Origin of the sequence: Nonomuraea spiralis (genome assembly GCF_014648435.1) — a bacterium.
GTDB classification, from domain to species: Bacteria; Actinomycetota; Actinomycetes; order Streptosporangiales; family Streptosporangiaceae; genus Nonomuraea; species Nonomuraea spiralis.
Map to the genome: position 1 here is coordinate 42224 of NZ_BMRC01000051.1, position 8061 is coordinate 50284.

At 71.0% G+C, this 8061-nt stretch carries 8 protein-coding genes; 5 read left to right on the plus strand and 3 right to left on the minus strand.

Translation table 11 applies throughout. The features are described from left to right. Window positions 1-139 precede the first annotated feature (139 nt). From IEZ27_RS51180 to IEZ27_RS51200, 5 genes are all read left to right on the plus strand, one after another. Window positions 140-541, plus strand: coding sequence for an STAS domain-containing protein (locus tag IEZ27_RS51180; protein WP_189653927.1), 402 nt, complete (start codon window positions 140-142; stop codon window positions 539-541). 312 nt (window positions 542-853) lie between these two features. Beyond that, a complete protein-coding gene (locus IEZ27_RS51185) occupies window positions 854-2074 on the plus strand; it encodes a low temperature requirement protein A (RefSeq protein WP_229825100.1) in 1221 nt (406 codons plus the stop codon). Window positions 2075-2156: 82 nt separating this feature from the next. Next, window positions 2157-3887 carry an L-aspartate oxidase gene (locus IEZ27_RS51190; protein WP_189653928.1) on the plus strand — a complete coding sequence of 577 codons (1731 nt, stop codon included), beginning with the start codon at window positions 2157-2159 and terminating at the stop codon, window positions 3885-3887. Window positions 3888-4053: 166 nt separating this feature from the next. Next, entirely contained in the window at window positions 4054-4803 is a 750-nt protein-coding gene (locus IEZ27_RS51195) for an SDR family oxidoreductase (RefSeq protein WP_189653929.1), read from the plus strand. Window positions 4804-4899: 96 nt separating this feature from the next. Next, a complete protein-coding gene (locus tag IEZ27_RS51200; RefSeq protein WP_189653930.1) occupies window positions 4900-5961 on the plus strand; it encodes a ferritin-like domain-containing protein in 1062 nt (353 codons plus the stop codon). Between the two features lie 78 nt (window positions 5962-6039). On the opposite strand, the gene IEZ27_RS51205 is transcribed toward IEZ27_RS51200, so the two are convergent. The 3 genes from IEZ27_RS51205 to IEZ27_RS51215 form a co-directional block, all read right to left on the minus strand. Continuing rightward, window positions 6040-6342 carry an SDR family oxidoreductase gene (locus tag IEZ27_RS51205; protein ID WP_189653931.1) on the minus strand — a complete coding sequence of 101 codons (303 nt, stop codon included), beginning with the start codon at window positions 6340-6342 and terminating at the stop codon, window positions 6040-6042. 136 nt (window positions 6343-6478) lie between these two features. Beyond that, window positions 6479-7081, minus strand: coding sequence for a recombinase family protein (locus IEZ27_RS51210; protein ID WP_189653932.1), 603 nt, complete (start codon window positions 7079-7081; stop codon window positions 6479-6481). 275 nt (window positions 7082-7356) lie between these two features. Then, on the minus strand, window positions 7357-8061 hold a 705-nt coding region (locus IEZ27_RS51215; protein WP_189653933.1), incomplete at its 5' end, for an ArsR/SmtB family transcription factor.

An 8061-nucleotide genomic window follows, 5' to 3' on the forward strand; every position in this document is an offset into this window, starting at 1 on the left:
CCGATGCCGGTGACCGGGAGGGCCCGCCTGTGGGACCAGCTCGGAGTCTTCCACACGTCCTGGGCCGAGATCTTGGGGGACCCACACCGCCGCGGCGAGTAGCCGACAGATGCAGACACGAAAGGTTCCTGGTGCACGCATGGTCGTCTCCGAACGGCTCAAGCCCCCGATCGGCTTCGCGCGAGCCTGCGCCATGCCGCTGGCGCTGAGCCATCGGCACCTTCCCGGTACGTGCCTGGTCGCGGTCGGTGGCGAGGTCGACCTCGCCACCAGCGGCCGGTTGGCCGACTACATCGACCGCGTCCGCCGGCCCGGCGACCAGGTGGTCTTCGACCTGACCGAGCTGTCGTTCCTGGACTGCTCTGGCCTCCGGGTCCTGATCGCCAGTGCCCGGCGGGCCGCTGCCGACGGCGCGGTCGTACGACTGGCAGGGGTCCGCGGCGCCCCCGCCCGGCTGCTGGAGGTCGCCCGGGTCGGCCTGCTCCTGCCGGTGTTCGACACCGTCGAGCACGCCCTCGCCGCCGTCGCCAGGGCCGGCTGAAAGCCGCCCACCCCGGCGCCGCCCACTGACCACGACCGCCTGCGGGCGCCGGAGGTCCCTACCGGCCCGTCCATCCCTGTGCACCAGGCGGCGATCATGACTCTCCGCCGGCATGTGGGGCGGCGCCACCCCGGCGCCGCCCACTGACCACGACCGCCTGCGGGCGCCGGAGGTCCCTACCGGCCCGTCCATCCCTGTGCACCAGGCGGCAGGCCACGGCCTGATCGCCGGCCCGTCCTCTCCTGTCACAGAACCGATGGGCTGTCTTGTCTTGCGTGCAGGACAGACTCACCCACCGACAGGAGAGCGACCTTGGCACCAACCCCCACCACCATCCGCATCCGGGCCAGGATGAGTGCCCGTCCCATCGACGAGCCGCACCGCGCGTCGAGTCCGCTGGAGCTCCTGTTCGACCTGACCTTCGTGGTCGCGGTCGCGGCGGTCACCGCCCGGCTGGCGCACGATCTCGCCGACGGTCACGGATGGGCCGGGGTGGTCCCGTTCCTCCAGGTGTTCTTCGCGATCTGGTGGGCGTGGATGAACTTCACCTGGTTCGCCTCGTCCTACGACACCGACGACGTCCCCTACCGGCTGCTGACCATGCTCCAGATGGCCGGCGTGCTGGTGCTGGCCGCCGGGGTGCCCGCCGCGGCCGGTGAGGCTGATTTCGGCATCGTCACGCTGGGTTATCTCATCATGCGGGCAGGGCTCGTCGCCCAGTGGCTGCGGGCCGGGTTCGAGGACGGCGCGAGCCGCCGCACCGCGCTGCGCTACGCGGGCGGCATCACCGTGTTGCAGCTGGGCTGGGTCCTCCGGTTCTTCCTGGTGGAGGCGGGCACGTTGCCGGCGGCGTCCGGGCTCCCGGTCTTCGTCGGCCTGGTCGTCCTGGAACTGGCGGTCCCGCGGTGGGCGGAACGGGTGCGGCCGACCACCTGGCACCCGCACCACATCGCCGAGCGCTACGGCCTGTTCACGATCATCCTGCTCGGGGAGAGCATCCTTGCCGCCACCAGAGGGGTTGAGGGGGCGCTCGGTGCGGAGGGGATCGGCGTTCCCTTCGTCGTCATCGCGGGCTCCGGCCTCGTGCTGCTGTTCGCTCTGTGGTGGTTGTACTTCCTCGTGCAGGCGGGCGAGGGGCTCAGCGACCGCCGTCATCGGTCCTATCTGTGGGGATACGGCCACTACGGCATCTTCGCTGCCATGGCCGCGCTCGGCGCCGGGCTGGAGGTGGCGGTGGAGCAGAGCGGGCACCACGTCGCGGCGTCGCCGACGGCGCTCGGGTACGCGGTCGCCGTTCCGGTGGCGTCGTATCTCGCCTTGTTGTGGGCGGTGCACGCACTGGTCCTCGCCACGCCGGTCATCCTTCCCGCCGCGCTCGCGGGCTGCGTCGCCGTCGTCCTGGCAGCACCGCTCGCGGCGCCCTGGGCCGGCGTGACCGCGGTGGTGGCGGCGATCGCGGCCTGCTGCGTCCTGCTGGTCGCCGGCACGATCTGGTCCGCGGCGGTCGCGGCGCGTCGTCGAGGCCAGGAGTGACCGGCAGGCATGTCACAAGCCGGGCCCATCCTTCGGTCGTGTTCCGTGTAGGGCTTTCGTCGCCGCGGTCAAGGGAGCGCCCATGCATACGCCGGAGAGTCGGATCGCCACGCCCGTCCTGGTCATCGGGACAGGAGGGGCCGGGTTGCGGGCGGCCATCGAGCTCGCCGAGCGGGGGGTCGGTGTGCTCGCGGTGGGCAAGCGGCCCAAGGCGGACGCGCACACCGCGCTCGCAGCCGGTGGGATCAACGCGCCGCTGGCCACCATGGATCCCGAGGACAGCTGGCAACAGCACGCGGCCGACACCCTCAAGGAGAGCTACCTGCTCGCCGATCCGCGCACGGTGCGCATCGTCACCGAGGGCGCGGCGCGCGGCATCGCAGACCTGGAACGCTACGGGATGCCGTTCGCCCGTGAGCTGGACGGGCGGATCTCGCAGCGCTTCTTCGGCGCGCACACCTACCGGCGCACCGCCTACGCCGGGGACTACACCGGGCTGGAGATCCAGCGCACGCTGATCAACCGCGCGGCGCAGCTCGACATCCCCGTCCTCGACACCGTCTACATCACCCGCATCCTGGTCCGTGACAACACGGTCTTCGGCGCGTACGGGTTCGACCTGTCGGACGGCAGCCGCTACGTCATCCACGCCGACGCGGTCATCCTGGCCGCCGGCGGGCACACGCGGATCTGGCGGCGCACTTCCTCCCGCAGGGACGAGAACACCGGCGACTCCTTCCGCCTGGCCGTACTGGCCGGCTGCCGTCTCCGCGACCCCGAACTGGTGCAGTTCCACCCGTCCGGCCTCATCGCACCCGAGAACGCGGCCGGCACCCTCGTCTCGGAGGCGGCGCGGGGCGAGGGCGGAATCCTCCGCAACCACCTGGGCGAACGGTTCATGTCCCGCTACGACCCTGGGCGCATGGAACTGTCCACCCGCGATCGCGTCGCCCTGGCCGCCTACACCGAGATCAAGGCAGGCCGCGGGACTCCGGACGGCGGCGTCTGGCTGGACGTCTCGCACCTGTCCAGACAGACGATCATGACCAGGTTGCCCCGCGTCTACCGGACGCTGCTGGAACTGCAGATGCTCGACATCACCAAGGACCCGATCGAGATCGCCCCGACCGCCCACTACTCCATGGGCGGCGTGTGGGTGCGGCCGGAGGACCACGGCACGGACGTCGACGGCCTGTACGCGATAGGGGAGGCGGCCAGCGGCCTGCACGGCGCCAACCGCCTCGGCGGCAACTCGCTCATCGAGCTCCTCGTTCACGGCCGGATCACCGGGCAGGCCGCGGCTGAGTTCGTCGCGGGCCGGCAGGCCCACCTCCGTGCGGCCGAGGTGCTGGCGGAGGCTCGGGCGGAGGTGGACGGGCTCCTCGCCGCGGACGGGCCGGAGAACGTGCGGGTGCTGCAGCGGGCCGTCCGCGACCTCATGAGCGAGTACGCCGGCGTCGTGCGCGACGAGAGCGGCCTGCGCACGGGCCTGGCCGAACTCGCCGAGGTGGAGACGCGCATCGGGGAGATCGGCGTGCATCCGGACATCGCCGGCTTCCAGGATCTGGCATACGCCTTCGACCTGAAGTCCGCGGCGCTCGCCGCCCGGGCGACGATCGACGCCGCCCTTGAGCGTCGCGAGACCCGCGGTTGCCACAACCGCTCCGACTACCCGGAGCTCGACCCGGCGCTGCGGGTCAACCTGGTGTGGTCCGGCCCGGGAATGGTGCAGAGGGAGGCGATCCCGCCGATCCCCGCCGAGATCGCGTCGCTCATGCGCGAGGTCTCGACCGTCGGGAAGCTCGTCGAGTAGCCATCGGTCCTGCACCAAGCCACCTGCTCGTGGCGATCACACCTGTCCGGGGGCCGGGCCACGGTACGGAAGAAATCTCCGGCTGTTGTCACAAAGCCTGAGTGGCGCCCGGTCTTAGCTGGCGACCGGCCGCAACCGGACGCGCCGGCGGACAGGAAGGCTTCTCATGAAGATCGTGGTAATCGGCGGGACCGGTCTGATCGGCTCGAAGCTCGTGACGAAGCTGACCGAGCACGGTCACGAGGCGGTGGCCGCGGCGCCCGGCACCGGTGTCAACACCCTCACCGGCGAAGGGCTGGCCGAGGTGCTGGCCGGCGCGAACGCCGTGGTGGACGTATCGAACTCGCCGTCGTTCGAGCGTGCCGCGGTGCTGGAGTTCTTCGAGACCTCCACCCGCAACCTGCTCGCCGCGGAGGCGGCGGCCGGTGTCGGCCACCACGTCGCGGTGTCCATCGTGGGCACCGAGCGCATGCCGGAGAACGGCTACTTCGCGGCGAAGATCGCGCAGGAGAAGCTCATCGAGAAGTCGTCGATCCCGTTCTCGCTCGTGCACGCGACGCAGTTCTTCGAGTTCGCTCATGGCATCGCGGACGAGTCCACGGTCGACGGCAAGGTGCACGTCGCGCCCGTGCGCTTCCAGCCCATCGCGGGCGACGACGTCGCCCAGGCGGTCGGCCGGACCGCGGCCGGCGCACCGCTGAACGGCCGGGTGGAGGTGGCCGGGCCCGAGCAGTTCCGGATGGACGAGTTCTTCCGCCAGGCCCTGGCCGCCTGGGGCGACCCGCGGGAGGTCGTCACCGACCCGCACGCGCGCTACTTCGGCAGCGAGCTGAGCGAGTACAGCCTGGTGCCCGTCGACCGCGCCGCCTCGGGCCAGATCCGCTACCTCGACTGGCTCAAGGCCACCGCCACGTAGCGGCCCGGCCCGGCTCGGCAAGTGCCGCCCGGCGCCGGTCCGGCAGGGCGTCCACCACGCTCGGAACACCCCTGACGACCACCGAAGCAGGACATCATGAAACACCTTGAACCACAGCGAACCGCCGCAGCCGACCCCGGGTCAGGCTCCATCGACACCCTCGACAGCCTGCGTGAACACCTGCAGTGGGCGATCGAGCTGGAACACGCGACCCTGCCGCCGTACCTGTGCGCCCTGTACTCGCTCGACCCGGAGCGGAACCGGCAAGCCGTCGAAGTGGTCAGCACCGTCTTCGTCGAGGAGATGCTGCACCTGGCGCTGGCCGCCAACCTGCTCAACGCCGTCGGCGGCAGCCCGCGGCTCGACACGCCGCGGATGCTGCCGCCCCATCCCCGGCGACTGCCCCACGGTGACCTGGAGGTGTCGCTGCTGCCGTTCGGCGCGGAGGCGCTCGAGATGTTCCTGCGCCTCGAACGTCCGGCGCCGCCCGGCGCCCCGGCGCAGGGCGACGGCTACGAGACGATCGGGCAGTTCTACGCCGCGATCGAGCAGGGCCTGCGCCGGCTGTGCGACCGGCTCGGCGAGCGGCAGGTCTTCTCCGGCGACCCCGCCCGTCAGGTGAACTCCAGCCACTTCCGGCACACGGCGGGATTCCTGTTCGCGGTCGAGGACCTGGAGTCCGCTCTGGGGGCGCTGAAGGAGATCGTCGAACAGGGCGAAGGCATGGACGGCGGCGAGGTCTGGGACGGCGACGCGGACGTCTTCCACCCCGATCGGGACGAGGTCGCGCACTACTACCGCTTCCAGGAGCTCAAGCTCGGCCGCAGGTACCAGCGGGGGGACACCCCGCGGTCCGGGCCCACCGGCGAGGTGGTCCCGGTGGACCCGGCCGGCGTCCTGCCGATGCGACCCAACCCGGGGCCCGCCGAGCCCGGCAGCGCCGCCCGCGCCGCGCAGGAAAGGTTCGACCAGACCTACTGCACCCTGCTGAACCAGCTCGAACAGGCCTTCAACGGCGCCCCGAAGCGGCTCGCGACCGCCACCGGCACCATGTTCACGCTCAGGGCCCAGGCCCAGGCCCTGATGCGGATGTCCGGCGGCGACGGAACCACGGCCGGCCCCACCTTCGTCTATGTGCCACCCGAGTCACGCGGGTGAGCACCGGCGGCGCGTCTCCACCGTGGTCACGCCGGCCGGCGTGGTCGCTGCCGCACCACGCGGGTGTCGGGGCCGGCCCTACCCGGCGCGAACCAGCATCTCGTTGACGGCGACCCGTCGCTCCCGCGTGACGATGTAGCTGATCGCGTCCGCGACGTCCTCCGGTCGCAGCCCCTCCGTTCCGCCGGCCGACCGGAGGGCGGCGTCGCCGAGACGGGTCTCCTGCTCGATGTCCACGGTGCCGGGCACCACCACGCTCACCCGGACGCCTTCGCCGAGCAGTTCCTGGCGGAGCGATTCGGCGAACGCGTCCAGGCCGGACTTGGTCATGCCGTAGACGCTGCTCCCCGGCCGGGCGGCCCGCCCGCTGGAACACCTCATTAGGTGTCCAGCACCCCCAGAAGTGTTTCATCCCCTGGTCAGGTGCACCGGCGGTGACATTAGCAGCGTGGTTGCCCGGCTGCTTCGGCCCGGAACTTCTATCTCTGCCCAGGGGAAAACGGCCTGCGGACAGCTTTCAGGACTTCATGATGACGATCTTCTTCGGCTGGCGGAGCAGAGTGTTTTCGCGATCGAGGTGCCCATACACCGTGCTACGCGGAACCCCGAACAGATCGGCGATCTGCTGAACGGTCTTGGTCCGGTCGTCATACAGCTGCTGGGCAAGGGTGGCCTGGTCGGCGGTGAGCTTGGGCCGGCGCCCGCCGACGCGGCCTCGAGCGTGAGCGGAGGCCAGGCCGTCGTTGGTGTTGGCCACGATCAGCTCGCGCTGCAGCTCGGCCAGGACGCTCAGCATGCCGAACATCGCCCGGCCCTCCATCGTGTCGGTGTCGATGCCTTGCTCGATCACATGCAGGCCCACCCCGCGCATGCGCAACTCGGCGCCAAGGGTCACCAGGTGCAGCACCGAGCGCGAGAGCCGATCCAGCCGGGTGACCTTCAAGGTGTCGCCGGAGCGCAGCATCCGCAGCACGATGTCGAGTTCGGGGCGCGAGGCCTTCGCGCCGCTGGCGTGATCGAGATGGACGTTGTCTTCGGCGACGCCGGCCCGAAGAAGCGCGTCGATCTGATGGACGGGGTTCTGGTCGGCGGTCGAGACGCGCGCGTAGCCGAAAAGCAAGTGTCGGAAACTATCAGAGGCATCGTTATCCGACATTGATTTTCGACGCGCGTTGTCGACACTGCTCACCTGGGCCGATGAGGTTGGCGACCAGAGTGTCGATAGACGATCGTTTTCCGACACGCACCCCGCGAAGAACGTCCGAACCGAAACGTGCGCCTGCACTATCAGTCACCTATGTCACAGAGGGTGCTACCGCCAAAATCCGGTCCGATCCTCCCCAGAGGCCGAACCTCCCGCTCCCGCACGGCGCGGCGAGCCGTCACGCGTCGAGGTCAGTTGTTGGCCTCCAGCAGGCGGGCGCCGAGGGCGGTCAGGTGGTGGTGGACGGCCCGGCCGTTGCGGCGGGTGGCGATCAGTCCGGCGTTGCGCAGCACGGTGACATGCTCGGAGGCGGTCGAGGCGCTGACCTTGAGCCGCCCGGCCAGCTCGTCCGTACGGCAGCCGGGCCCCCCGACGGCCCGCATCACCCGCGCCCGCGCCCGCCCGACCAGCGCGGCGAGCGTGTCGAAGGCCGGCGACGGCATCGCCTGGCGGCCGCTGTCGGGGATGGGAACCGTGAGCACCGAGCTGCGCCGATCTTGGGTCGTCGCGATGCCCAGGTAACGGGGCGAGGCGCCGGCGATCGGATGGATCAGCAGGCCGCGTCCGCCGAGATCGATCGTGCGATCCGGTCCGCCCGTGACGATCATGCCGCTGCCGTCCCAGGACAGCCGCGGGCTGAGCGTGCTGAGCGCCGAGCCGAGCCCGATCCGCGCCGCGGTCTCCTGGTAGGCGGCCAGGCTGGCTTCGAGCCGGCGGCGCATGCCGGGCCATTCGGGGGCGAGGAAGCGGTGGAAGAGCACGTACATGCTGTCGGCCAGGGCCCGGCGGAACCGCGCGGGGTCCATGTCGAGGTCGGGCCGTCCCGGCAGCCCGCTGAAGCGCCACAGGTCGCCGCCGAACTCCCGCTCCTGCGGCGGGGTGTCCAGGGCGGCGAG

Coding starts and splice junctions, on each gene's coding strand:
- IEZ27_RS51180 (WP_189653927.1), top strand. CDS start 140: ATGGTCGTCTCCGAACGGCTCAAGCCCCCGATCGGCTTCGCGCGAGCC.
- IEZ27_RS51190 (WP_189653928.1), top strand. CDS start 2,157: ATGCATACGCCGGAGAGTCGGATCGCCACGCCCGTCCTGGTCATCGGG.
- IEZ27_RS51195 (WP_189653929.1), top strand. CDS start 4,054: ATGAAGATCGTGGTAATCGGCGGGACCGGTCTGATCGGCTCGAAGCTC.
- IEZ27_RS51200 (WP_189653930.1), top strand. CDS start 4,900: ATGAAACACCTTGAACCACAGCGAACCGCCGCAGCCGACCCCGGGTCA.
- IEZ27_RS51205 (WP_189653931.1), bottom strand. CDS start 6,342: ATGAGGTGTTCCAGCGGGCGGGCCGCCCGGCCGGGGAGCAGCGTCTAC.